Source organism: Novacetimonas pomaceti (genome assembly GCF_003207955.1).
Classification (GTDB): Bacteria; Pseudomonadota; Alphaproteobacteria; order Acetobacterales; family Acetobacteraceae; genus Novacetimonas; species Novacetimonas pomaceti.
Map to the genome: position 1 here is coordinate 122,092 of NZ_NOXG01000003.1, position 21,878 is coordinate 143,969.

Genomic DNA, 21,878 nt, shown 5'->3' on the forward strand with positions numbered 1-21,878 from the left:
TAAAAATGGCCGTGTGACGACCCGGCCACGGCCCCTTTACGCCCGCCGCGCGGCCCGGGCCAGCGCGCGCCTGCGGTCCAGTTCGCGCGTCATGCCCCACAGCAGCACGAACCCCGCCACGTTGATCGTGACCTGCATGCCCCAGCCAACGCCAAAGTTGGTGAAAATCAGCCGCCCGTACAGGTCGAGGATGGTGCCAAGGGTAAATACCTCCAGCGAATGGCGGCCGAACATCGCCATCAGCTGCCCCGCCCGCCCCTGCGACCAGCGCGTTGCCAGCCTGGAGGACTGCACGAGGTAGAACAGGCACAGCACATCCAGCAGCCGCAGGGGGGAAAGCACCATCTTGTCCGTCCATGGCGTGGCCATGGGGCGCATGTCCGGCAGACCCCATCCCGTCCACGGGAACGATTCCACCGCCGAAAACGCAAGATAGGCCCAGCACGCCGCCGCCAGCGGCCGCGACAGCGGCAGGCTGCCGCCATGCCGCCCGGCAAGGATGGCGGCACATGCCCCCAGCACGAACAGGAACTGCCACGCCAGCGGATCGAAATACCACCCGTCCGGATCCAGCCAGTTGGGGAAATTCAGCGACGGGTCGAAATTGACCACCGCCCACAGCGCGCCACTCGCCCCCAGGACCGGCCATGGCCCCACCCGGCGCAGCACCCAGCACAGCGGCGCGAACGCCAGAAGCAGCACGATATAGAGCGGCAGGATATTGAGGTTGCCCGGCAGCGCCTGCAGCAGCATCACCCGCCACAGCGAATCAAGCCCGTGGGCCAGTTCGGGTTCAAGGAAATCGACCGGGACGGGCCAGTAATGCCGCCATGTCCTGATGGTGAAGATCGTCACGACCGCCATCAGCGTCTGGAACACATACAGCCGCCCGCAACGCCGCAGCAGGCGTTCGACAACCTGCATCCATGGCTGGCGCGAAAACGCCCGGCCATAGGCCAGCCACGACGCATATCCCGCCAGCAGGACAAACACCTCCGCCGCGTCGGCGAAACCGACATTGCGCATGGTAAAGCGGTTCAGCACGTCCTGGGGGATATGGTCGATGCACATCATCAGCAGCGCAACACCACGCAGGGCGTCGACGCGATGGTCACGGACCCGGGGCGCGGCCTTTCCCGCCGTTACGCCGGAATCCGCCTTCACCGCGGCGGCACCTGTGTTCGCGCCGCTGGTCGCGGGCACGACGGACCCGCATGCCTGTGCATATGATGTCATGGCAACGCACCATTTCTTCTTCTTTTCCGGCATGCCCCCGTTCCAGGCCGCCGGCGGCGGATGGCGGAACAGCGGATTTCACATTCCCGATACGATATGGATAAAACCCCCGCCAAGGCCAATTTATGGCGCCGGCCATTCGCATTTTGCACAAGACGGCCTGCCCCGCCCCCTTCCGTCATCGCGCCATGCCCCCTATATCCCGGCTGCATCGGTTTTTTTCAGCGCGACAGGGGCAGCATGGCACAGATAACGCAGGCGGCAATCGAACGGGTGCTGCGCGACGTCCGCGATCCTGACACGGGGGCGTGCGCGCTGGACCTTGGCACGCTGGACGCCGCGACCGTGCGCGATGGCGTGGTGCATGTGGCCATCGCCACCGACCGCGACCGCGCCGAACGGATCCGCCCGCTGATCGCCGGGATCGAGGCACGGCTGACACACGAACTCGACGGGGCGAAGGGCGCGTCCGTCATCCTGACCTCCCACCGCGCGGCCGCCACGCCACCGTCCCCCGCGAACGCGCCAGGCGGCGGGGGGCACCGTCCGCTCAACCTTGGCGCGAAAGCCGGCGGCGCGCAGCCTGCCGGGCCACTGCCCCCCAACGTGGGACTGGTCATCGCCGTGGCATCGGGCAAGGGCGGGGTCGGAAAATCCACCACGGCGGTCAACCTTGCCGTCGGGCTGGGGCTGGAGGGGCTGCGCGTCGGCCTGCTGGACGCGGACGTCCACGGCCCGTCGCTGCCGCGCATGATGGGCATGACCAGCCAGCCCGAAGTCCGCGAAGGCCGCCTGCAGCCCCTGCATGGCCATGGCATCACCGCGATGTCGATCGGCATGCTGGTGGAGGAAAGCAAGGCGATGATCTGGCGCGGCCCCATGGTCATGGGCGCGATCGGGCAGCTGCTGGCGGATGTGGACTGGGGCGAACTTGACGTGCTGGTGGTGGACATGCCGCCGGGCACGGGCGACGCGCAGCTGACGCTGGCGCAGAAAACGGCGCTGGCCGGGGCGGTCATCGTCTCCACCCCGCAGGACATCGCCCTGCTTGATGCGCGGCGCGGTGTCGCGATGTTCGAACGGATGCGGGTGCCCGTCCTGGGCATCGTGGAAAACATGTCCTATTTCTGCTGCCCCAACTGCAACCACCGCACCGAACTGTTCGGGCATGGTGGCGCGCGGGCCGAGGCGGAAAAGACCGGCGTGCCCTTCCTTGGCGAAATCCCGCTGCTGGCGGATATCCGCGCCAGCGGCGATAACGGCGCGCCCATCGTCATTTCCGCCCCCGACAGCGCGGCGGGCAAGGCGTACCGCGCGCTGGCGCATACGGTGGGCGGCGCGTTGCGCAGGCTGCTGGACAAGAAACGCGGCGGCTGAACGTCCCCTGTTCCGCGATGGTGGGCCGGGGAATGCTCAAAAGACCGCCTGAAACCAGACTATGATTTAAAAGTTTTGGGTGCCGCCTTTTATCTAAAAAGGCGGCGTCTTCATGAAGCTTTTTAGATAAAAGCTTCACCAAAAACTTCTTCAGGATTTGCGGATCAGGTGATTGGATCTTCCCTTCCGCGGGACGACCCGACAGGCAAAGACCGACCTGCAAGGCGCGCAACGCGAATGCAGGAACATGGCGTGCCCTTCGGGAAAATCCGGCGCACGGCACCAAGGCAGCAGACCGGCCCCTAGATCCGGCGATCGCGCTTGATGCGGTCCCATGCGGCGTTGATCTGCGCGATGCGGGCCACGGCCTGCGCCATCTGCGCCTCGCTCGCGCCACGGGCGGCAAGGATGTCGGGATGGTGTTCGCGCACCAGACGCCGCCACATGGCCCGCACCTCGTCATTGCTGGCGGTGCGCGACAGGCCCAGCACGGCATAGGCGTCAACCTCGCTCACGCCGGGGCGGGCGCGCCCTTCGCTCGCGCGTTCCCACGCACCGGGGCTCAGGCCGAAGGCGCGATGCACGCGACGCAGGAATTCCTCCTCCTGCGCATTGATTTCGCCTGACGGACCGGCATCGGCACGCGCGATGACGAACAGGGAGGCAAGCCCTTCCTCCAGCATTTCGGTGCGGTTGGAAAATGCCTTGCCCAGTTCGCGGGCAAAGGCCTCGTAATCGTCGGTGCGCTGCCGGGCCATGTCAAACAGGCGCCCGACCTCCTTCATGTTTTCGGCGGGAACGTTGAACCGGCGCTTGAACGCGTCGATTTCCGCACGGTTGACCGCCCCGTCGCACTTCGCCAGCTTGGCCGACAGGATGATGATGACCAGTCCGTACATCTGGTCGCGCTTGCCCATCGCGGCGGCAAGCTTGGCCGCCATGAACGTGGCCGCGCCATTGGGATCGGCATTGGGACGGCCGCCCCAGCGATCGGTCCAGCCCCCGGCGGGCGTTTCCAGCAACGATCCGTTATCGGCGGCGTGCCCGAGGGCCGTCCCCACAAGGGCGCCAACGGGACCGCCAACCGCGAACCCCGCGACACCGCCAAACAGTTTTCCCCATATCGCCATGTGCAGAACCTAGCACGACGCGCGTGCCAACCCAACTATTCTTGCCTGTTTCCGCTCCCTGCTGGCGGCAGGGCAGGCATCCATTCCGAAAGGGCCGCAACCCGCAATGCCGAGGCCAGCGCACGCGCCGGATCGCGACCGGCGTCAATGCGCGCGATCAGGATCGTAAGGCCGATCCCCCGCGTGCGCGCCATGCGTTCCAGGGCGTCCCAGAACTCGGGCTCCAGCGCGACGCTGGTGCGATGGCCCGACAGCATCATGCTGCGCTTGCGCAGCATCGGGGCGGCCTGATCGGGACGCCCCCCCGTCACGCGGGCAGGCGTCCCACCGCCCAGCGCGCGGCATCGGCCACGACGGGGGCCGCATCGTCACACAGCCCCTGCGCCACGGGACGCAGTTCGGCGCGTCCGCTGTTGCCGATGGCGATCAGGACATTGCGCACGAAACGCGCCCGCCCGATCCGCTTGACGGGCGATCCGGAAAACAGGCGGCGAAATCCCGCGTCGTCCAGCACCGCAAGGTCGCGCAGCGCGGGCGCGACCAGATCCGCCCGCGCCCGCAGCTTCATCTGCCGCGTCGCGCGGGCAAAGCGGTTCCACGGGCACACGGCAAGGCAGTCATCGCAGCCATAGATGCGATTGCCCATCAGGGGACGCAGTTCAAGCGGAATGGGATCGGGATTTTCAATCGTCTGGTAGGAAATGCACCGCCGCGCGTCGATCCGTCCCGGCGCGGGAAAGGCGGCGGTCGGGCAGATATCGAGACAGCGCGTGCAGGTCCCGCATCCCCCCCCGGACGGGGCGGAGGGCGGCAGGTCGAGCGTGGTATAGATTTCACCAAGGAACAGCCAGCTGCCATGCTGGCGGGAGACGAGGTTGGTATGCTTCCCCTGCCATCCCAGCCCCGCGCTGGCCGCCAGCGACTTTTCCATGACGGGGGCCGTATCGACAAACACCTTCACGCCGGGGGGCGGCGTGTCGCCATTGGCCTGCCTGCGTCCCTCGGCCACGACGAACTGCGCCACCTGCTTGAGCATCCCCTTGACCACGTCATGATAGTCGCGATGCCGGGCATAGACCGAGATATTGCCCGCCACGGGATCGCGCAGCGTGGCCAGCGCGTCTCCATCGGGGGCATAGGACAGGCCCAGCGAAATCACGCTGCGGACCTCCGGCCATAGGGCGCGCGGGTCGCCCCGCCATGACATGCGCTGTGCCATCCATTCCATCGCGCCATGGCGTCCCTCCTCCACGAACTCGCGCAGGCGCAGGCGCGTGGCGTCATCCAGCATGGCGGGCGCGAATCCCACAGCATCGAACCCCACCGCCAGCGCGCGGTCGTAAATCCGCCGCGCGAGGGCACCCTGCGCGCCGGGGGAAGGGACGCGCGCCATCATTCAGGGCACGGGCGGGATGTCGGGAAAGGGCATCTCGTCAGGGGACCAGTCCTCCATCGCCCATTGCGCGCGCAGATGGGCGGCATGTTCGGGCAGCGTGCCATCGACGATCGCAGCACGGATCCCACGCATCAGCCGCTGGTAATAGGCCAGGTTGTGCCATGTCAGCAGCATGGGACCAAGGATCTCGTTCGTGCGGAACAGGTGATGCAGGTAGGCGCGGCTGTGGCGCGAACAGGCGGGGCAGTCGCAATCGGGCGAGATGGGGCGGCTGTCGGTGGCATGGCGCGCGTTACGCATGTTCAGCGTCCCGCGTTCGGTATAGGCACGCGCCGTACGCCCCGCCCGCGTGGGCATGACGCAGTCGAACATGTCCACGCCGCGTTCCACGGCACCCAGCAGGTCGTCGGGCGTGCCCACCCCCATCAGGTAGCGCGGCGCGTCGTCGGGGATCAGCCCGACCGTGACATCAAGGGTGGAGAACATGAGGTCCTGCCCCTCCCCCACAGCAAGGCCGCCGATGGCGTATCCCTCGAACCCGATATCCGTCAGGGCGCGCACGCTTTCGGCGCGCAGTTCGGGCTCCGTCCCGCCCTGGATGATGCCGTACTGGGCATAGCCGGGGCGCGGGACGAACGCCGCGCGACACCGCTCCGCCCAGCGCATGGACATGCGCATGGACCTCGCAATCGCCTCTGCCGGGGCCGGCAGGGCGGGACATTCGTCGAAACACATGCTGATGGTCGCATCCAGCGCATGCTGGATGTCGGTGGAACGTTCGGGCGTCAGACGGTGTTCCGAACCGTCGATATGCGACCGGAACGTCACGCCATCGGCGTCAAGCCTGCGCAGCGGGCCCAGCGACATGACCTGGAACCCGCCCGAATCCGTCAGGATCGGCCCCGGCCAGTCCATGAACCGGTGCAGCCCGCCCAGCGCGCGGACCCGCTCCGCCCCCGGACGCAGCATCAGGTGATAGGTATTGCCCAGCACGATGCCCGCCCCGGTGGAGCGCACCGCGTCCATCGTCATCGCCTTGACCGTGCCCACGGTGCCGACCGGCATGAAGGTGGGGGTTGCGACCGTGCCATGGGCGGTATCGAGGTATCCCGCGCGCGCGTGACCCGAACGGGCCTGCGCCCGCCAGCGAAAAGCGGTCATGCCGCACCTCCGTCATTACGGTGAAGCAGACATGCGTCACCATAGGAATAGAAGCGGTAGCCCGTCGCCATCGCATGTTCATATGCCGCGCGCATCCGGGCCCGGCCGGAAAATGCGCTGACCAGCATGAACAGGGTGGAGCGCGGGAGGTGAAAATTCGTCAGCAGCATGTCCACCGCGCGGAAACGGTATCCGGGGCGGATGAAAATCGACGTTTCCCCATGGAAGGGCCGCACGATCCCGTCCTCCCCCGTCGCGCTTTCCAGAAGGCGCAGCGATGTAGTGCCAACCGCCACCACGCGCCCCCCCGCCGCGCGCGCGTCATTGATGCGCTGCGCCGCATGAGGGGAAATCGTGCCGCGTTCGGCATGCATGCGGTGTTCGGAAATCTGTTCGCTGCGCATCGGCAGGAACGTGCCCGCCCCCACATGCAGCGTCAGCGTCTGGCGCAGGACGCCCGCATTTTCCAGCCCCGACAGCAGGGCGGGCGTGAAATGCAGCCCCGCCGTGGGGGCCGCGACCGCGCCGCGATGCTGGGCAAAGATGGTGCTGTAATCCCTGCGATCCTCTTCCGTCGGGCCATCGGGCCGCGCGATATAGGGCGGCAGGGCAAGGTGGCCGGTATCATGGAGGAACTGGTCGAATGCCTCGCCCTCCACGTCAAAGCGCAGGACGACGCCCCCTGCCTCCTCGCACACCACGACTTCCGCCGTGACGGCGCTGGGCGCGAAGGTCAGGGTATCGCCGGGCCGCAGGCGACGCGCGTTGCGCGCCAGCGCATGCCACGTGCCATCGGGCAGGATACGGTCCAGCGTGATCCCGATACGTGCCGCCCCGCGCATGGCCGAAAGCTGCGCCGGGATGACGGCGGTGTCGTTGGCCACAAGGATATCGCCCGCCCGCAGGCACCCCGGCAGGTCGCGCACATGGCGGTCGATGAACGCGCCGTGGGCCAGGACCTCCAGCATGCGGGCGCTGTCGCGCGGACGCGCCGGGTGATCGGCGATGAGGTCCGGCGGCAGGTCGAAGTCGAAATCAGAAACGAGATCCGTCATGAGCATCCCTTTACGGAATCCATGACGGCGTTGCCAGCGCGAACGTGCGCGACGCGGGCATTACGCGACCCTGACAAAGGTCCCACGGCAACCCGGACGGCCCGGAATCATCACCGGCCATGCGTGATGCGTGGTCAGGAGGCTGTCATGCATGACGCAGCGGCATATGACGCACGGACAAAGGGCGGGCAATGATTGGACACACACCGACAAGGCAGTAAAGAATACGGCCCGTGATTCGCGCGTGGGCCGGTCCCGCGCGTGCAACCTTACGCAGACATAAGGAAACTCCCGATCATGTCCTATGCCGCACTGGATGCCGCCCGCCTGGCCAAGGCCTGCAAGGCCGCGCTGATTGCGCTTGATGAAGTCACCGGGGAAAAGTCGGAAGCCCATCAGCGCAAGACCCTGATGATCCAGCGCATCGGCGCGCTGGCGCTGGCCGCCGCGGAATGCAAGCATGGAACCCCCGTCGTCACCCTGACGTCAGAGGAATTCTGGCTCATCAGCAACAACTGGTAGGATGCCACGGCGTTTGCATCGGCCGCGCAGGCAATGCGGACGGGGCGGCCACGGCAGGCCGCCTGCCCCTTTCTTTCATTCGCACGACGCCGCCCGTGATGGCGGCGTCGGCTGCAGGAAACCGGTATCATGACCTTTACACTGACCAGTCGCGCCTTTCATGAGGGCGACCGCCTGCCAGAGGCGCAGGTCTTCGACGGCATGGGCTATTGCGGGGGAAACATTTCCCCCCCGCTGGCATGGTCGGACGCGCCCGAAGGCACCAAAAGCTTCGCCATCACGATGTACGATCCCGACGCGCCGACCGGATCGGGATGGTGGCACTGGATCGTCATCAACATCCCCGCCAACGTGACCTCGCTGCCTGCGGGCGCGGGATCGGGGGATGCCAACCTGCCGGAACATGCCGTGATGACGCGCACCGATTTCGGGGGCAATGTCTATGGTGGCGCGGCCCCCCCGCCCGGGGCGGAGCATCATTACATCTTCACCGTCCACGCCCTTGATATCGAACGCCTCGACCTGCCGACCGATGCCAGCGGCGCAATGGTCGGCTTTGTCGTGGGCAAGCACAGCCTCGGCTCCGCCACGCTGACGGCCGTGTACGGCAAGAAGTAAGAGGCTGTTTGAAAAAGCTGGCCTGACAATCCCCTGAAATCACAAAGGTTTTTGGTGAAGCTTTTTTCAAAAAGCTTCGAAGAACGCCGCCTTTTTGAAAAAGGCGGCACCCAAAAACTTCTGTAATGGATTATGCCGTCCGCCGCTCAGCCCTGATAGGAAGCGATTTCGATCAGGTTTCCGTCCGGGTCCTCGCAGTAAACCGAGGTCACCGGACCCAGCGCGCCAAGGCGGGCCACCGGCCCTTCCGTCACCTGCACGCCACATTGCTGCAGGTGTTCCACCACGTCGGTACTGCTGACGGCGGTGATGAAGCACATGTCGTTCGTGCCGGGCAGGGCGTCCTGCGCCGTGGTCCAGCCCTGCGCCCCATGGGGACGCAGGTTGATCTTCTGTCCCCCGAATTTCAGGGCCGTGCGGTTGTTGCGGCCATACTCCTCCCGTTCCATGCCCAGGACGCGCTGATACCACGAAGACGAGATCTCCAGATCCCGCACGGTGACAACAAGATGGTCCAGTCGATCGACGGTAAAACGCATGGCGCGCAGTCTCCGGTTGTCAGCCCCAAAACGGGGCCGACGGACCGATTCTTCAGCCCGTCAGCCCATCGTAGAAATCATTACCCTTGTCGTCGATAACGATAAAGGCGGGAAAATTCTCCACCTCGATCTTCCATACCGCTTCCATGCCCAGTTCGGGATATTCCAGCACCTCGACCTTGCGGATGCAGTCCTGCGCCAGGCGCGCCGCCGGGCCGCCCACGGAACCGAGGTAGAAACCGCCATATTCCTTGCACGCGTCGCGCACGGCCTTGGAACGGTTGCCCTTGGCCAGCATCACGTACGATCCGCCCGCCTTCTGCAGCATGGCGACATAGCTGTCCATGCGGCCCGCCGTAGTGGGACCGAACGATCCTGTGGGCATCCCCTCGGGGGTCTTGGCCGGCCCCGCGTAATAGACGGGATGGTCCTTGAGGTACTGGGGCAGGCCCTCCCCCTTTTCCAGCCGCTCGCGGAATTTGGCATGCGCGATGTCGCGCGCCACCACCATCGTGCCCGTCAGCGACAGGCGGGTGCGCACCGGATACTGCGACAGCTTCTTGCGAATCTCGTCCATCGGCTGGTTCAGGTCGATGGCGACTTCCTCCCCGCCCAGATGCTCGTCCGTCATTTCGGGCAGGAAGCGCGCGGGATCGGTCTCCAGCTGTTCGAGGAAGACGCCATCGGCGGTGATGCGGGCCTTCACCTGGCGGTCGGCGGAGCATGACACCCCGATTCCCACCGGCAGGGACGCGCCGTGGCGCGGCAGGCGCACCACGCGCACGTCATGGCAGAAATACTTGCCCCCGAACTGCGCGCCGATGCCCAGACGCTGCGTCAGCTTGTGGATCTTTTCTTCCATCTCCAGATCGCGGAAGGCATGGCCCTGCGGGCTGCCTTCGGTCGGCAGGCTGTCGAGCCACTTGGTGGAGGCAAGCTTCACCGTCTCCAGCGTCTGTTCGGCCGACATGCCACCGATCACCACCGCAAGGTGATAGGGCGGACAGGCCGACGTCCCCAGCGAACGGATCTTGCCATCCAGCCACTTCAGCAGGTTTTCCTCGGTCGACAGCAGGGCGCGGGTTTCCTGGAACAGGAACGTCTTGTTGGCCGACCCGCCGCCCTTGGCGATGAACATCAGGTCCATCTGTTCGGCATGGTAATCGCCCGGCGTTGCCGAGATATGGAACTGCACCGGCAGGTTGGTGCCCGTGTTGACTTCCTGGAACATCGACAGGGGCGCCATCTGCGAATACCGCAGGCTGGTACGGGTATAGGTATCGTACACCCCGTGGGAGAACGCCTCTTCCTCGTTCCCGTCGACCCAGACGCGCTGGCCCTTCTTGCCATAGACGATGGCGGTGCCGGTATCCTGGCACATCGGCAGCACGCCGCCCGCCGCGATGCAGGCGTTCTTCAGCAGGTCGAGCGCCACGAAACGGTCATTGTCCGATGCCTCGGGATCCTTGAGGATCTTGGCCAGCTGCGCCAGATGGCCCGGACGCAGCAGGTGGGCCACGTCATTGAAGGCACGCGCGGCAAGCTCACGCAGTGCCTCGGGACGGACATGCACGACGGTGCGTCCGCCCAGGACCGATGTGGTGATCCCCTCGATCTCCAGCTTCTTCCATGGCGTGTCATCGTCATGAAGCGGGAAAAGCGGCCCATAGACAAAGGGCTTGAGGGCCGGTTTCGCGGCCTTGGTCGATGTAACGGTGTTCAACGGACGGTCTCCTGCCTTAATGGATGCCCCCGGATTGTTTCCAGGTGGCGGTTTATGGCAAAGGCGCCCGGTCCCACCCGGGCGCCCGGATGAAATCAGGGCTCAGCCCGGTTCTGTGCCCCGCTTGCGAAAGGCGGCCAGGCTTACGACCTGCGGCGAGGACTCGGGCGCGTCCCCGTCGGCGGGCGCATCACCCTCGGCGGCATGCCCGTCGGCGGCGTCCTTTTCGGAATCGCGGGCGCGGGTGGCATGCACCTGCGGGACGACGCTGTGGATTTCGGCCGACGGTGCGGCCTGCGGCGGCTGTTCTGGCACGTGGAAGGCAAGGTGCAGCTTGATGTGCGGATCGGCGAACGCCGATATCGCCGCCGCCGGAATCACGAGGGTCGCGGGAATGCCGCCAAAGGCAAGCTGGACCGAAATCGTTCCCGCCGCCCGATCGACCTTCAGCCCGTGGAACTGGTGCTGCAGGACGATGGTGATTTCATGCGGGTACTGCGCGCGCAGCCGGGCCGGCATTTCAACGCCGGGCCAGTCGGTCCGGAATGTCAGATAGAAATGATGATCACCCGGCAGCCCGCCCGCGGCCACGACATGTTCAAAGGCGCGCAGCATGACGTCGCGATATGCCTCCTGGATCCAGGTATCATAGGGCAGGAGACTGTCGGGGATACTGGCGTCAAAACCATTTTCCTCGTCGTGATCATCGGACATTTCGGGCTTCTCCGTAACGGCGGCGCCGGATTCGCGGGCCGACCTTATCAGACATGCGGGTTCAGACCACGCCGTGCCACAGCATGAAGCTGTGCGTCAAACCCTGCCTCAAGACAAGGGAACATCCGATCCGCCCGCCTTCACGAAGCAGATAGGCACCACGACGGAACCGACATCATTGGGGATCAGGGCAAGTGAGGGGGCTTCTGTTGCCCGGTGCCCCCTCGAACCGCGCTTATCGCTTATGCAGCGACAGCGAGCACCTCAGAGTTATCGTTGGCACTTGTAAGTTTAGCCCGATAACGGCGGTACAATGCCGGGCAAAAGGCGGGTCTTTACCATGCGTGTCGAGCCTGTTTCGTTCCCATCTTTCGGATGGGGTGGAATCCTGTTCCACCCATCGCGAAAAAACTGGTGGAAACGCCGGGTACCGCCCCCGGGTCCACAACACTTATTCCACGCGCCGTTTATCGCCATAGCCAAGGGGCAGGCCCCTCCGGCACCGACAGATATAGGGACGATGGGGGACGGGCGCAAGGTGATGCGAATGATCCGGCCGTGATGAAATCCGAAACCTGCAAGGAAACTGGCACGGATGGGGTCGGGCATGGTATGCGCGGCAACGCCTGAATCCCCTAGCACGAATGGTGGCCCATGTTTTCCAACGACCAGAAATCGGCAATCGACGCGGCGCGCGCCGCATGGACCCCAACCCGCCGCATGGTCGTCCCCGCCGTGGAAGAGGCGATGTACGAACCCATTCCCGTGCTCGACACGGGATTCGTGCGGCTGGTCGATTACATGGGGGGCGACGATGGCATCGTGCAGGGCGCGCGCGTGTCGTATGGCAAGGGCACGAAAAGCACGTCGGACGACCGTGGCCTGATCCGCTACCTGATGCGCAACCGCCATACCAGCCCGTTCGAACTGGCGGTCATCAAGCTGCATGTCCGCGCGCCGATTTTCGTCACCCGGCAGTGGTTCCGCCACCGTACCGCCAGCATCAATGAATATTCGGCCCGTTATTCCGTGCTGGAGAAGGAATTCTATTTCCCCCGCCCCGAGGACATCGCCATCCAGTCCGCCAGCAACAAGCAGGGGCGTGGCACGACCCTTCCGCCCGGGCAGGCGCAGCAGGTACTCGACATCCTGCGCGACGACGCGGCGCGGTGCTATGACCATTATCTTGAGCTACTGAACGAGGACGCGACCGGCGCGCCGGTTGACCCCACCCGCCCGTCGATTGCGCGCGAACTGGCGCGCATGAACCTGCCGGTCAACATCATGACCCAGTTCTACTGGCAGATTAACCTGTGGAACCTGCTGCATTTCCTGCGCCTGCGCGCCGACAGCCATGCCCAGTACGAAATCCGCGCCTATGCCGACGCCATCCTGGGACTTGTGGAAAAATGGGTGCCGCTGACGTTCGGGGCCTTCCGTGATTACATGCGCGACGCGGTGCTGCTGTCGGGGCCGGCGCTGCGGGTGCTGCGCGCCGTCATGGCGGGACAGCCTGTCGATCCCAAGGCGGAGGGCCTGTCGCGGCGTGAGATCACGGAACTGACGAACATGTTCCCCGAAATCGCGTCGCGCATCAGCGCGGGCTGACATCGGGCCTCAACATCGCGTGACCCGGATTCCCGGACGCGGCCCCGCCGGGCGGCGACCGGCCCAGATCGGGTGAAAGATGTGGATTCCCCGCCACACCTTTGGCACCAATCACATGATATGATGTCATTGCATGTCGATGCGAAAACCCGGTTTACTCCCATGCCGTCATTGCAATGCAGGCACAATATCCGTTCGATCCCCTGCTTGCGGATTGCACAACGGTCATCCCATGCTAGAGAGGGACGCAAGCGGGCATGGCCCATACAAGGTTTTATAAATACATAGCCTCCGGCGTTCTTCCGCCGGAACCTAGAAGACAGAGGGAAGCGGAAACGAGCATGCGCGCAGAGACAGGATCGAATTCTTCGTCGCCCCGCCCGTCCCCGCTTCCCTGTCGTCCGGCGCTGCGCCTGGCTGGTGCGTTCATGGGGCTGCTGGCGCTGGCGGGCTGCGCGACACCGCCGCCCAAGGATCCCGACGCGCTGGCGGAATACAAGGAAGCCAACGACCGGTACGAAAAGCTGAACCGCAAGGCGTTCGGCATCACCATGTGGGCCAACAAATATACGCTGCGTCCCGTCGCGAAAGCCTATATCTGGGCCGTGCCGCGTCCGCTGCGCAATTCGTTCGGCAGCCTGTACCAGACGATGAACGAACCCGTCGTCTTCTTCAACGATGTCGGGGCGGGCAAGCCGCGCCGCGCGGGCGATGCCTTCGTGCGGTGGTGCATCAACATGACGGTCGGGCTTGGCGGCCTGATCGATGTGGCCAATTACGCGGGTTACAAGCATCATGACAATGATGCCGGCCTGACGCTGGCGACATGGGGCGTCCCGTCGGGTCCATACCTGTTCCTGCCGGCGCTGGGTCCGTCATCCTTCCGCGACGGCCTCGGCTATGGCATCGACGTGGGCCTGTCGCCGTGGAACTACGTGCCGCGCGGCTATGGCCTGCTGACATTCAACTGGGCCTACAACATCATGGGCACCATCAACGGGATGGCGACCAATGTCGATGCGCTCGATCAGGTGATGAAGGATTCGCTTGATCCCTACGCAACGATCCGCAGTGCCTACCAGCAGCAGCGCAAGGCACAGGCCGCGGCCATCAAGGCGGACCACCGGGCAACGGTTCCGGACTGGTACAGCAACAGATAAGAACAAACAGGGACACAGCGATGCAGACATCCTTCACCCGTCGCCATGCACTGGGTCTTCTCACCATAGTCGGCACCCTGTCGGTGACAGCCCCCGTCCACGCCGTCGACAGCGGTGCGCAGGCCCGTACGTTCGTGCATGAATTCGGGAACAAGCTGGTCGCGATCGTCAACAACGATATCTCCCTCTCCCAGAAGAAGCAGCAGATCGAGCCGTTGCTGGACCAGAACGTGGATGTCGATGCCATCGGCCGGTACTGCATCGGGCGGTACTGGCGCGTCGCCACCCCCGAACAGCAGACCCATTACCTGCAGCTGTTCCATCAGGTGCTGGTCAACGCCATTACCGACAAGATCGGGGATTATCGTGGCGTTTCCTTCACCGTGGGGCAGAGTGCACCGTCAGGCGACGATATCGCGGTATCCACTGTCATCAACCGGCCGGGACAGCCGCCCGCCAATACGGAATGGGTCATCAGCAATTCCACCGGATCGCCCAAGGTCGTCGATGTCGTGGGCGAAGGCGCGAGCCTGCGCCTGACGCAGCGGCAGGATTACAGCTCCTACATCGCGCGCAATGGCGGCAATGTCGACGCGCTGCTCCACGCCCTGACGCGGCAGCTTGCCAACCATCACTGATGATGGTTGCCTGAAAAACAATATAAGGTTTCCGGACATCGCCTTTTTTCAAAAAGGCGATGTCTTTCAAGGCTTTCCCAAAAAAGCTTTGCCGGAAAGTTTCCTGATTTCAGGCCATTATCGGCCCCGCGCCTGACATGCGTCCCCTGGGTCGGCGGTGCAATGCCGCGCGGGCGGAATCGGAAGGGTCCCGCCCTTTCCACCTGCGATTCCCCGTCCCTCAGTGCAGGGTCCCTGCCGGCACCCCGCCGGGCACCCGCACGCTGTGGTAAAGCAGCATCGAACGTCCGTCTGGCGCGGCATAACGCTGGCAGACGGCCATTCCGCTGCCGCCGATGATCTTGCGCCCGACAATATCCGCGTCCTGCACATGGGCGACAATGCGGCGCACCCCGACATCATGGGCGAATGCCAGCGCGGCGCCCGCGGCCTCCCGCGTCAGGCCGCGCCCGGCGCGGGAGGGGAAAAGGGCATAGTCGAATTCGTATGTCCCATCTTCCCCTGCGGGCCAGACGCCCGCCATGCCGACAAACCGCCCACCCTCGCGCACCGCGAAGATGCCGACGCCATCGCGCCCCCAGCTGAAGATGTGCGCGGCCATGTCCGCCTCGCTCTGCCCGCGGGAGCGTATGCCCCCACCGCGCAGGCCCATCGCGCCAGCATTGGCCTTCAGCCGCGCGACATCGTCGATGTCCCGCCAGGACACGGGTTCCAGTTCCAGCCGTCCAGTGCGAATACGATGTTCCATACGTAACCTCACCTTGCCAGGCACTCCGTTGCAACCGCTTCCACGCGGGTATCCATGATGACGCAACCCCCGCCGGACCGGTTCCCGAAGACGCAGGTCGATCCGGTTTGATGATATCTGTTATGGAAACGGTTTGTCCCGTTTTTTCATCATGCCATGAAAATCCTGATGATATCAGGCAACTGGCGATCCAGCCCCGACAGATGTGCCATGCGTATCGGCATGCCGCATGGGTCGTATGTGCGCAGGCCCGGCGCCACGCCGATATTCCATTTGACACGTCGGCGAAGGATGGTCGATTTTACTGCATATCATGACCGGCCCAATAATCTCTGACGATCAGCAGGCTACGGTTCATATGTTCCCCCTCAAGCGCATGCTGTCGATGCCTGAGGCCGCCGAACATATCGGAATCACCCCCTTTCGCCTGCGCTGTCTGCGTCTGGTGCGGGCCGGACCCCATGTCGCCGTGAAGAACGCACGCGAACTCCTCTACCGAATCGAGGACTTGGATTCCTACGTCCTGTCGCTGTACGACCGGGTCAACATTTCCACCACCGAACAGCTGCGCCACCGCAATGAATGGCGCGGACGGATCGCGGGCCTGCCGGATACGCAGCGCGGACGGATATCGGACCCCTTCATGCAGGTCCTGACGCGTGACGAACTGCTGGAGGCCGGGGCCAATCGCGGGTTCCGCGTTGCGTTCCTCGGGGGGCTGTTCCTGATTTTCCTTTCACATACCCCCCTGCTGTGGCGCCTGTGACGCAGCCATGACGGGCCGGTCGCGCCTGACATGCCCCGCCTGTCCCGACCGGTATGGCCACAGGTTTCGCCGGACAGGTTTTTTATGGGGGCGGGGCTGTTAATTCGCCATATGATCCGCTACCCAAAGACATTCGATGGCGGAACAATCATGGATATGGATTATGACAGCTAAGCGCAATGCCGGGCTTGCCCCGACCCGTCAGCGGGCCGGGTTCGGACGATGGGTCACGCTGGCGCTGGCGATGACCCTGACGCCGGTCGTGGCAATGGCGCAAGGCGCGCCCACGGGCGCCGCACCGCAGCAGCCCCCGGTCCTGCCGATGCCGGCGGTGCCGGAATTCAAGCCGCTTCCCCCCGGCACACGTCCCGCAGCCCCGGTCATCGGCGTATTCAACACGCAGATGATCATGTCGCAGTCTGTGGCGGTGCAGAAAGTCGAAAAGGAACTCGGCACCCGCCGGGAGGCCCTGGTCAGCGACGTGCGGGCCGAGGAAACGCAGCTGCAGGGCATCCGCCAGACCATCCTCAAGAGCGGCAAGGCCCCCACGCCCGCGCAGCAGCAGGACCTTCAGAAGCGGGTGATGGCGGACCGGACCAAGTTCGGGAACCGCAGCCGCATCCTTGAGGAAGACGCTCAGGTCGGGCTAAACCAGGTCCAGCGCGAAATCCAGCAGATCGTCTCCGCCATTGCGCGGGCGCGTGGCATGACGATGGTCCTTCAGGCCGGGACTGCTGCCCTGCATGACAATACGCTCGATATCAGCAGTGAAGTGATCACCCACCTCAACTCCACGCTGCCGTCGGTCTATATCCCCGGACCGAACGAAGATCCGGAAGAAATCGCCAAGACGGGCAAGTACCCCGTCGCACCGTTCCAGATGAACGATCAGGGGGGCGACCAGTAAGGGACTGTTTGAAAGCAGCCTGCTGATAATAAATCATAAAAGTTTTTGGGTGCCGCCTTTTTCCAAAAAGGCGGCGTCTTTTTGAAGCTTTTTATAAAAAGCTTCACCAAAAACTTTTATGATTTCAGTTGGTTGTCAGGACCACTTTTTCAAACAGTCTCTTAAGTCGCCTTTCGTTCGCTCCCTGCCCCTCCTGACGGATGGCGCGGGGAAACGCATCGGTCAGGACAGCAGGTCGGCGGGAAATGCCCCGGACGCCTGCATGGCATCCGCGGGCGACAGGCGCACCAGAAGGCCGCGCCTGCCGCCATTGATGACCATATAGGGTTCGCCCTGCGCTTCCTGCGCCATGGCGGTGGGGACCTTTTTCTTCTGCCCGAAGGGGCTGATCCCCCCCACCCTGAACCCGGTGGCGCGTTCGGCATTGGTCGGCTTCATCATCTGCGCCGATTTCCCGCCAAAGGCCGCCGCGACCTTCTTCATGCTGATATTGCGCGCGACCGGCACCACGACGCAGGCCGGGCGACCATCGACCTCCACCATCAGGGTCTTGAAAACCCGTTCCGGCGGCTCCCCGATCGCTTCGGCGGCGTGATTGCCGACCTGCTCGGCCGTGGAATCATATTCGTACGTAACAACCGTATAGGCGACGCCAGCCCCGTCGAGGGCAACCGTCGCGGGCGTGCTCTTGCTCATGCCGCGCAGTATATGTCCAGACATGGCTGAATGCGAAACCGTAATACGGTTTCATGCCTGCGATCCGCCGACAGCATGCCGGATTCAAATTAGAGACCGTTTAAAAACAGCCTGCTGATTATAAATGACAAAAGTTTTTGGGTGCCGCCTTTTTCCAAAAAGGCGGCGTCTTCTTGAAGCTTTTTGGAAAAAGCTTCACCAAAAACTTTCATGATTTCAGTTGGTTGTCAGGCATTCCTTGTCAAACAGTCTCTCACCGGCTGCACGATGGGCCGGGCAACGATGCGCTGTCCCTGCCGGTTTTCGTCGGGCAGGCACAGGGGCAGGATCTGCCGCGCCACCTGATCGGGACGAGGCAGAGGCGCGAAATCCTCGCCCGGCATGGCCTGCCGCCGCATCCGCGTGGCCGCCACGCCCGGATCGAACAGATTGACACGCAGGGCGCATCCGGCAGGAAGCTCATTGGCCCATGTCAGGACAAGCGCATCCTGCGCCGCGCGCGACGCCGCCACCATCCCCCAGAAAGGGGCCGGTATCCGGGCATGCGGATCGCTGAGGAACACGGCACGTCCATGCGGCGCCTGTTCCAGCAGGGGCGCCGTCGTGCGGATCAGCCGCCATGCCGCCGTGGTATTCAGCGCAAGGCAGTCCTGCCACGCATCGGGGCGCATATGGGTCACGGGGGTCAGCACGCCAAGGGTCGCGGCACAGTGGACAAGGATGTCCAGACGGCCGAAACGCGCCATGATGGAAGGCCCGAGCATGTCGGCCGCGCTCCCGTCCACCAGATCCATCGGCAGCAGCGTCGCCCGTCCCGTCCCGCCATTGCAGGCGGCGATCAGGTCGTCCGTCCGTTCCAGCCCCCCCACCGTACGCGCCATCAGGATGCAGTGCGCCCCGGCACCGGCCAGGGCACAGGCCACGGCCTGCCCGATCCCCCGGCTTGCGCCGGTCACCAGTGCCACCGATCCTTCAGGCAGGCGGCGTGGCGATTGCGCGATCACGCCGGGGTGGTGGGATTTTCAGCGTTGTAATCGACCAGTTCGATGGGATAGTCGCCGGTAAAGCACGCATCGCAATAGCGGTTGCACGCCCCCTGCCGGTCCTTGTAGCCCAGTGCGCGGTACAGCCCGTCAAAGGAAATGAACGCCAGCGAATCCACGCCGATCAGTTCCGCCATTTCCTCAAGGTTATGCTGCGCCGCCAGAAGCTTGCTGCGTTCGGGCGTATCAATGCCGTAGAAGCACGAATGCATCGTGGGGGGGGAGGAGATGCGCATGTGCACCTCTTTCGCGCCCGCCGCGCGCACCATGTCCACGATCTTGCGCGAGGTGGTGCCACGCACGATCGAATCATCCACCAGGACGACCCGCTTGCCATCCAGCACCGGACGGTTGGTGGAATGCTTGAGCTTTACGCCAAGGTTGCGGATCTGGTCGGTGGGTTCGATGAAGGTGCGGCCCACATAATGGTTACGGATGATCCCCAGTTCGAAAGGAATGCCGCTGGCGACGGAATATCCCATGGCCGACGGCACGCCGGAATCGGGCACCGGCACGATCACGTCGGCCTCCACCGCGCTTTCGCGGGCCAGTTCGACGCCGATCTGCTTGCGCGTGTCATACACCGCCTTGCCATCCATGACGGAATCGGGCCGCGCGAAATAGATGTATTCAAATACGCAGAACCGCGACTGCTTGGAATCAAAGGGGCGGATCGAACGGATGCCCTCGTCATTGATGACGACGATCTCGCCCGGTTCGACATCGCGCACGAACTCGGCGCCGACGATATCAAGGGCGCAGGTCTCGCTCGCCAGCACCCATGTCGGGCCTTCGCCTTCCTCGCCGGGGATCTGCCCCAGGATCAGCGGACGCACGCCCAGCGGGTCACGCACGCCCATCAGTGCGTCGCGCGACAGGGCCACCAGCGAATACGCGCCCAGCACCTGCTTGAGCGCGTCGATCAGCCGGTCTTCCACGCTTGCATACAGCGAAATGGCGATCAGGTGGATGAACACCTCGCTGTCGGTCGTGGACTGGAAGATGCAGCCCCGGCGCACCAGCGCCTTGCGCAGGGTTTCGGCATTGGTCAGGTTGCCGTTATGCGCCACGGCAAGGCCGCCGAATTCGAAATCGGCGAACAGGGGCTGCACATTGCGGATCAGGGTCGCGCCGGTGGTGGCGTAACGGTTGTGCCCCACGGCGCTGTGGCCCGGCAGGGTCGCCATCACGCTCGCATCGCCAAAGACGTCGCCCACCAGGCCCAGTCCCTTGTGCGTATGGAAACGTTCCCCGTCATAAGACACGATGCCGGTGGCTTCCTGCCCGCGATGCTGCAGCGCATGCAGCCCCAGCGCGGTCAGCGCCGACGCCCCCTTGGTATTCCATACGCCAAAGACGCCGCATTCCTCATGCGGCTTGTCATCGTCATGCCACTGGGCGGGGACATCGTCGTTCGGCGCGCATGCCCCCATGGGAGAACCGGACGAGGCGGAGAAGCGGATACGGGACATGGATCAGCGATCTTTCCTTGACGGACAGCGGCGGCGGAGACCGATGGAAGGTTCAGACTGGCGCGTCATGACGTGTTCGCGCCGGTTGCGCAAGGTGTGGCGTGAGGGAATCGGAGGTAAAATGTGACAGATAGGCCGTGCTGTCGCCAATGACCGGGACAATCCGGCTGTCATTCATGGCGTCGGGCCACGTGTCGCGCGGCATGAGGAAACACACCGCCAGATACAGCACAAGCAGGCAGGCATACCCCCGCAGCACGCCGAACAGCAGCCCCAGCATCCTGTCGATTCCACCCAGGATGGAGCCACGCACGGCCTGACCCGACAGATGGGCGGTGGTGGTAAAGACGACAAGGAGCGCGATGAACATTATTCCCAGCGCCGCCCCCCGCGCCAGCAGCGGCGTATGGATCCACTGCGCCGCATAGGGGATGAGGAAACCATGCCAGCTGAAGGACAGGATGCCGGCCATGAGCCACGCGGCAACGCCCAGCACCTCGCGCGAGAAGCCGCGAACGGCCCCCACGACGGCCGACAGCCCGACAATGGACAGGCATGCGATGTCGATCCAGCTCATCTTTGGCCAGACACCCCGCGGGAGACCGGCCGATGCGGGATCATGCGTGCCGGGAATGTCTGCACGCTGCGGGCATGGACCCGATCCATGGATCGCGCTGTTCCTTCTGCTCCGGTGGGCGGCAGGGGCACAAGGTCACGACGACGCCCCGTCGCCGGGCCTGCTTATGCCATCTGCCCGCCATGGTTCATAGGGGGAAAACCATCAATCCCGGTCCCCGGCGTCCACATGGCCCCGGCATCTACATGGCTTCTTGCCGCATGGGTCACGGCAGCTTGGTCGTGCGGATCTTCCACGGACGCCGCCGCAGCGCGGGCGCGACGCTGGCGCGTTCGGCCGTGTTCAGCGCCAGCAGCAGGTTGCCCATGCGCGTGCGGCGATCCAGTTCGATCCAGATATCCTCCGGCTCCACACCACAGACCACCCATGTGCGCATCAGTTCCGACAGGACATCGGCGCTCTGCATCACAAGCTGGTCGTGATCCTCGCTCATCAGGGCGATCAGGCACTGTTCGGCATGGATGGTGAAACGGCGGGCGGCGGCGCGGATATGCGCCATCGCCTGCGCATCGGGCGGCTGGCCGGGATCAGGGATGCCCCGGTTGCCCAGCCGCGCCAGAAGGCGCTCGTACAGGCGCGTCATAATCTCCGCCGCCTGCAGGCGCGGCGTCGGATCGGCACTGTCATCGGCACTGTCGCGGGGGGGTGGCTGGCGCATGACACGATGATGGGGGGCATCGTGCACCGGGTCAACAACACGCGCGGGGACCTTGCCCCGCGCGTGGCCGGCCA

At 64.5% G+C, this 21,878-nt stretch carries 24 protein-coding genes and 1 other RNA gene; 9 read left to right on the plus strand and 16 right to left on the minus strand.

The annotated features are described in order from the left end of the window. Positions 1–36: 36 nt before the first annotated feature. On the minus strand, positions 37–1,236 hold the full coding sequence (locus CFR71_RS04935) for an OpgC family protein (protein WP_110528505.1): 1,200 nt from the start codon (positions 1,234–1,236) through the stop codon (positions 37–39). Positions 1,237–1,476: 240 nt separating this feature from the next. On the opposite strand from CFR71_RS04935, the gene CFR71_RS04940 reads away from it, so the two are divergent. After that, positions 1,477–2,613 (plus strand): Mrp/NBP35 family ATP-binding protein, encoded by a 1,137-nt coding sequence (locus CFR71_RS04940; RefSeq protein WP_110528508.1) that lies wholly within the window; start codon positions 1,477–1,479, stop codon positions 2,611–2,613. A gap of 302 nt (positions 2,614–2,915) precedes the next feature. On the opposite strand, the gene CFR71_RS04945 is transcribed toward CFR71_RS04940, so the two are convergent. The 5 genes from CFR71_RS04945 to queA are packed head-to-tail and all read right to left on the minus strand — an operon-like array spanning position 2,916 to position 7,355. Further along, complete coding sequence (locus CFR71_RS04945; protein WP_110527949.1) at positions 2,916–3,743, minus strand: TerB family tellurite resistance protein; 828 nt, start codon at positions 3,741–3,743, stop codon at positions 2,916–2,918. Positions 3,744–3,778: 35 nt separating this feature from the next. Further along, a complete protein-coding gene (locus tag CFR71_RS04950) occupies positions 3,779–4,054 on the minus strand; it encodes a ribbon-helix-helix domain-containing protein (RefSeq protein WP_408889727.1) in 276 nt (91 codons plus the stop codon). Then, positions 4,051–5,136 carry a tRNA epoxyqueuosine(34) reductase QueG gene (queG, locus tag CFR71_RS04955; RefSeq protein WP_110528510.1) on the minus strand — a complete coding sequence of 362 codons (1,086 nt, stop codon included), beginning with the start codon at positions 5,134–5,136 and terminating at the stop codon, positions 4,051–4,053. Before queG ends, CFR71_RS04950 begins: the two co-directional genes overlap by 4 nt. A gap of 3 nt (positions 5,137–5,139) precedes the next feature. Continuing rightward, positions 5,140–6,300: a tRNA guanosine(34) transglycosylase Tgt gene (gene tgt / locus CFR71_RS04960; RefSeq protein WP_110527954.1), complete on the minus strand. Its 1,161-nt coding sequence runs from the start codon at positions 6,298–6,300 to the stop codon at positions 5,140–5,142. Then, positions 6,297–7,355: a tRNA preQ1(34) S-adenosylmethionine ribosyltransferase-isomerase QueA gene (queA, locus tag CFR71_RS04965; RefSeq protein WP_110528513.1), complete on the minus strand. Its 1,059-nt coding sequence runs from the start codon at positions 7,353–7,355 to the stop codon at positions 6,297–6,299. Before queA ends, tgt begins: the two co-directional genes overlap by 4 nt. A gap of 297 nt (positions 7,356–7,652) precedes the next feature. Between queA and CFR71_RS04970 the strand changes: the two genes are divergently transcribed. Then, positions 7,653–7,877 carry a hypothetical protein gene (locus CFR71_RS04970; protein WP_110527957.1) on the plus strand — a complete coding sequence of 75 codons (225 nt, stop codon included), beginning with the start codon at positions 7,653–7,655 and terminating at the stop codon, positions 7,875–7,877. A gap of 129 nt (positions 7,878–8,006) precedes the next feature. Next, on the plus strand, positions 8,007–8,495 hold the full coding sequence (locus CFR71_RS04975) for a kinase inhibitor (protein WP_110527960.1): 489 nt from the start codon (positions 8,007–8,009) through the stop codon (positions 8,493–8,495). A gap of 146 nt (positions 8,496–8,641) precedes the next feature. Here the strand turns inward: CFR71_RS04975 and CFR71_RS04980 are convergent, their stop codons facing one another. From CFR71_RS04980 to ssrA, 4 genes are all read right to left on the minus strand, one after another. Further along, entirely contained in the window at positions 8,642–9,034 is a 393-nt protein-coding gene (locus CFR71_RS04980; RefSeq protein WP_110527963.1) for a VOC family protein, read from the minus strand. Between the two features lie 52 nt (positions 9,035–9,086). Then, on the minus strand, positions 9,087–10,757 hold the full coding sequence (locus CFR71_RS04985) for a fumarate hydratase (RefSeq protein WP_110527965.1): 1,671 nt from the start codon (positions 10,755–10,757) through the stop codon (positions 9,087–9,089). A gap of 102 nt (positions 10,758–10,859) precedes the next feature. Further along, positions 10,860–11,471 (minus strand): SspB family protein, encoded by a 612-nt coding sequence (locus tag CFR71_RS04990; RefSeq protein WP_110527968.1) that lies wholly within the window; start codon positions 11,469–11,471, stop codon positions 10,860–10,862. Positions 11,472–11,666: 195 nt separating this feature from the next. Continuing rightward, positions 11,667–12,012, minus strand: a transfer-messenger RNA (tmRNA) gene (gene ssrA, locus CFR71_RS04995). A 113-nt stretch (positions 12,013–12,125) separates the two neighbouring features. Here ssrA and thyX point away from each other — a divergent pair. The 4 genes from thyX (at position 12,126) to CFR71_RS16395 (ending at position 15,013) form a co-directional block, all read left to right on the plus strand. Next, positions 12,126–13,079 (plus strand): FAD-dependent thymidylate synthase, encoded by a 954-nt coding sequence (gene thyX / locus CFR71_RS05000; RefSeq protein WP_110527971.1) that lies wholly within the window; start codon positions 12,126–12,128, stop codon positions 13,077–13,079. A 428-nt stretch (positions 13,080–13,507) separates the two neighbouring features. Beyond that, the gene (locus tag CFR71_RS05005; protein WP_110527974.1) at positions 13,508–14,239 is read left to right on the plus strand and encodes an MlaA family lipoprotein; all 732 of its coding nucleotides are present in this window, start codon (positions 13,508–13,510) and stop codon (positions 14,237–14,239) included. Positions 14,240–14,259: 20 nt separating this feature from the next. Next, positions 14,260–14,877, plus strand: coding sequence for an MlaC/ttg2D family ABC transporter substrate-binding protein (locus tag CFR71_RS05010; protein WP_110527978.1), 618 nt, complete (start codon positions 14,260–14,262; stop codon positions 14,875–14,877). Then, a complete protein-coding gene (locus CFR71_RS16395) occupies positions 14,861–15,013 on the plus strand; it encodes a hypothetical protein (RefSeq protein WP_165832033.1) in 153 nt (50 codons plus the stop codon). Before CFR71_RS05010 ends, CFR71_RS16395 begins: the two co-directional genes overlap by 17 nt. A gap of 84 nt (positions 15,014–15,097) precedes the next feature. Here CFR71_RS16395 and CFR71_RS05015 read toward each other — a convergent pair whose 3' ends face one another. Beyond that, on the minus strand, positions 15,098–15,625 hold the full coding sequence (locus tag CFR71_RS05015; protein ID WP_110527980.1) for a GNAT family N-acetyltransferase: 528 nt from the start codon (positions 15,623–15,625) through the stop codon (positions 15,098–15,100). A gap of 358 nt (positions 15,626–15,983) precedes the next feature. Here CFR71_RS05015 and CFR71_RS05020 point away from each other — a divergent pair, with 358 nt between their 5' ends. Further along, positions 15,984–16,391 (plus strand): DNA-binding protein, encoded by a 408-nt coding sequence (locus CFR71_RS05020; RefSeq protein WP_110527983.1) that lies wholly within the window; start codon positions 15,984–15,986, stop codon positions 16,389–16,391. 244 nt (positions 16,392–16,635) lie between these two features. After that, on the plus strand, positions 16,636–17,298 hold the full coding sequence (locus CFR71_RS05025) for an OmpH family outer membrane protein (RefSeq protein WP_408889733.1): 663 nt from the start codon (positions 16,636–16,638) through the stop codon (positions 17,296–17,298). 222 nt (positions 17,299–17,520) lie between these two features. On the opposite strand, the gene ybaK is transcribed toward CFR71_RS05025, so the two are convergent. From ybaK to CFR71_RS05050, 5 genes are all read right to left on the minus strand, one after another. Further along, positions 17,521–17,994: a Cys-tRNA(Pro) deacylase gene (gene ybaK, locus CFR71_RS05030; RefSeq protein ID WP_110528516.1), complete on the minus strand. Its 474-nt coding sequence runs from the start codon at positions 17,992–17,994 to the stop codon at positions 17,521–17,523. A gap of 227 nt (positions 17,995–18,221) precedes the next feature. Next, positions 18,222–18,950 (minus strand): SDR family NAD(P)-dependent oxidoreductase, encoded by a 729-nt coding sequence (locus CFR71_RS05035; protein WP_239020273.1) that lies wholly within the window; start codon positions 18,948–18,950, stop codon positions 18,222–18,224. A 44-nt stretch (positions 18,951–18,994) separates the two neighbouring features. Continuing rightward, positions 18,995–20,470, minus strand: a complete 1,476-nt coding sequence (purF, locus tag CFR71_RS05040; protein ID WP_206057953.1) for an amidophosphoribosyltransferase — start codon at positions 20,468–20,470, stop codon at positions 18,995–18,997. A gap of 91 nt (positions 20,471–20,561) precedes the next feature. Next, the gene (locus CFR71_RS05045; RefSeq protein ID WP_110527992.1) at positions 20,562–21,086 is read right to left on the minus strand and encodes a CvpA family protein; all 525 of its coding nucleotides are present in this window, start codon (positions 21,084–21,086) and stop codon (positions 20,562–20,564) included. A 265-nt stretch (positions 21,087–21,351) separates the two neighbouring features. Next, the gene (locus CFR71_RS05050) at positions 21,352–21,831 is read right to left on the minus strand and encodes a phosphoribosyl-ATP pyrophosphatase (protein WP_239020274.1); all 480 of its coding nucleotides are present in this window, start codon (positions 21,829–21,831) and stop codon (positions 21,352–21,354) included. Positions 21,832–21,878: the final 47 nt, after the last annotated feature.

Bases quoted from the DNA above. Each gene is read 5' to 3' on its own strand.
- CFR71_RS04935 (WP_110528505.1), bottom strand. From the start codon at position 1,236: ATGACATCATATGCACAGGCATGCGGGTCCGTCGTGCCCGCGACCAGC.
- CFR71_RS04940 (WP_110528508.1), top strand. From the start codon at position 1,477: ATGGCACAGATAACGCAGGCGGCAATCGAACGGGTGCTGCGCGACGTC.
- CFR71_RS04945 (WP_110527949.1), bottom strand. From the start codon at position 3,743: ATGGCGATATGGGGAAAACTGTTTGGCGGTGTCGCGGGGTTCGCGGTT.
- queG (WP_110528510.1), bottom strand. From the start codon at position 5,136: ATGGCGCGCGTCCCTTCCCCCGGCGCGCAGGGTGCCCTCGCGCGGCGG.
- tgt (WP_110527954.1), bottom strand. From the start codon at position 6,300: ATGACCGCTTTTCGCTGGCGGGCGCAGGCCCGTTCGGGTCACGCGCGC.
- queA (WP_110528513.1), bottom strand. From the start codon at position 7,355: ATGACGGATCTCGTTTCTGATTTCGACTTCGACCTGCCGCCGGACCTC.
- CFR71_RS04970 (WP_110527957.1), top strand. From the start codon at position 7,653: ATGTCCTATGCCGCACTGGATGCCGCCCGCCTGGCCAAGGCCTGCAAG.
- CFR71_RS04975 (WP_110527960.1), top strand. From the start codon at position 8,007: ATGACCTTTACACTGACCAGTCGCGCCTTTCATGAGGGCGACCGCCTG.
- CFR71_RS04980 (WP_110527963.1), bottom strand. From the start codon at position 9,034: ATGCGTTTTACCGTCGATCGACTGGACCATCTTGTTGTCACCGTGCGG.
- CFR71_RS04990 (WP_110527968.1), bottom strand. From the start codon at position 11,471: ATGTCCGATGATCACGACGAGGAAAATGGTTTTGACGCCAGTATCCCC.
- thyX (WP_110527971.1), top strand. From the start codon at position 12,126: ATGTTTTCCAACGACCAGAAATCGGCAATCGACGCGGCGCGCGCCGCA.
- CFR71_RS05005 (WP_110527974.1), top strand. From the start codon at position 13,508: ATGGGGCTGCTGGCGCTGGCGGGCTGCGCGACACCGCCGCCCAAGGAT.
- CFR71_RS05010 (WP_110527978.1), top strand. From the start codon at position 14,260: ATGCAGACATCCTTCACCCGTCGCCATGCACTGGGTCTTCTCACCATA.
- CFR71_RS05015 (WP_110527980.1), bottom strand. From the start codon at position 15,625: ATGGAACATCGTATTCGCACTGGACGGCTGGAACTGGAACCCGTGTCC.
- CFR71_RS05020 (WP_110527983.1), top strand. From the start codon at position 15,984: ATGTTCCCCCTCAAGCGCATGCTGTCGATGCCTGAGGCCGCCGAACAT.
- CFR71_RS05025 (WP_408889733.1), top strand. From the start codon at position 16,636: ATGACCCTGACGCCGGTCGTGGCAATGGCGCAAGGCGCGCCCACGGGC.
- ybaK (WP_110528516.1), bottom strand. From the start codon at position 17,994: ATGAGCAAGAGCACGCCCGCGACGGTTGCCCTCGACGGGGCTGGCGTC.
- purF (WP_206057953.1), bottom strand. From the start codon at position 20,470: ATGGGGGCATGCGCGCCGAACGACGATGTCCCCGCCCAGTGGCATGAC.
- CFR71_RS05045 (WP_110527992.1), bottom strand. From the start codon at position 21,086: ATGAGCTGGATCGACATCGCATGCCTGTCCATTGTCGGGCTGTCGGCC.